General features: G+C 63.3%; 1 protein-coding gene. It reads right to left on the bottom strand.

Annotated elements, in window-relative coordinates; all coding sequences use genetic code 11:
* Window positions 1-229: glutathione S-transferase family protein (locus KVT38_RS34460; RefSeq protein ID WP_217598171.1), on the bottom strand; the 229-nt coding region annotated here is incomplete at both ends.

The raw sequence follows: 229 nt of genomic DNA on the forward strand, positions 1-229 counted from the left end.
GCCGCACCGGCTCCAATCTGGCTGCAAAGGCGGCGATCTCCGCATCGCGGCCCGCCTTCACCTCCTCCAGCGTCCTGCCGAGAAAGGCCTCGCGGCTCTTGCGGAAATAGATCCGGTCGCCTTCACCAAGCATGTCATGAATGTCGGCAACGGCGATATTGGTGATGGCCGGATGAACGATCGTCTGCGAGAAACGCTCGACGAAGCGCGACAGCGCCTTGCCGCCCTC

It is taken from the genome of Cohnella sp. GbtcB17, assembly GCF_019091135.1.
GTDB lineage: Bacteria > Bacillota > Bacilli > Paenibacillales > Paenibacillaceae > Cohnella.